Origin of the sequence: Pseudomonas sp. CM25, assembly GCF_013179705.1 — a bacterium.
Taxonomy (GTDB): domain Bacteria; phylum Pseudomonadota; class Gammaproteobacteria; order Pseudomonadales; family Pseudomonadaceae; genus Aquipseudomonas.
In genome coordinates, this window is the sequence record NZ_JABMCW010000670.1 from 1 (window position 1) to 1,071 (window position 1,071).

General features: G+C 57.8%; 1 protein-coding gene. It reads right to left on the bottom strand.

Going from position 1 to position 1,071, the window contains the following annotated elements:
- Positions 1–1,071 (bottom strand): toprim domain-containing protein (locus HP546_RS30555; protein WP_256678583.1); only part of this gene is annotated, 1,071 nt, incomplete at both ends.

Here is a 1,071-nt window from a genome sequence, read left to right on the forward strand (position 1 = left end):
ACTCGTCCAGGTGCAGGCTGGCATCTTCGAGGGCCGACTGGGTCATGTATTCTTCCATGGCCTCGTCGTCCTTGATGTACTGCTCCTGCTTACCTTTTTTCACCTTGTACAGTGGCGGCTGGGCGATGTAGATGTAGCCGCGCTCGACCAGTTCCGGCAGCTGACGGAAGAAGAAGGTCAGCAGCAGGGTACGGATGTGCGAACCGTCGACGTCAGCATCGGTCATGATGATGATGTTGTGATAACGCAGCTTGTCGATGTTGTACTCTTCGCGGCCGATACCGCAGCCCAGCGCAGTGATCAGCGTGCCCACTTCCTGGGACGAGATCATCTTGTCAAAGCGCGCCTTCTCCACGTTGAGGATTTTGCCCTTCAACGGCAGGATCGCCTGAGTGCGACGGTTGCGGCCTTGCTTGGCCGAGCCACCTGCGGAATCACCCTCCACCAGGTACAGCTCGGACAGGGCAGGGTCCTTTTCCTGGCAGTCGGCCAGTTTGCCCGGCAAGCCGGCGATATCCAGCGCGCCTTTGCGGCGAGTCATTTCACGGGCTTTACGTGCAGCTTCACGGGCACGGGCAGCGTCGATCATCTTGCCAACGACGGCCTTGGCCTCGTTCGGGTTTTCCAGCAGGAAGTCGGAGAAGTACTTGTTCATCTCCTGTTCCACGGCGGTTTTTACCTCCGAGGAAACCAGCTTGTCTTTGGTCTGCGAGCTGAACTTTGGGTCTGGAACCTTCACCGAAATGATCGCGGTCAGGCCTTCACGGGCATCGTCACCCGTAGTGGCTACCTTGTTCTTCTTGGCCAGGCCTTCCTGCTCGATGTAGTTGTTCAGGCTACGGGTCAGCGAAGAACGGAAGCCCACCAGGTGGGTGCCGCCGTCGCGCTGAGGAATGTTGTTGGTGAAGCACAGCAGGTTTTCGTTGAAGCTGTCGTTCCACTGCAGGGCGACTTCAACACCTACGCCATCCTCACGCTGGATGTTGAAGTGGAACACCTGGGAGTTGACTGGCGTCTTGTTGGTGTTCAGGTACTCGACGAATGCACGCAGCCCGCCTTCGTACTTGAAGA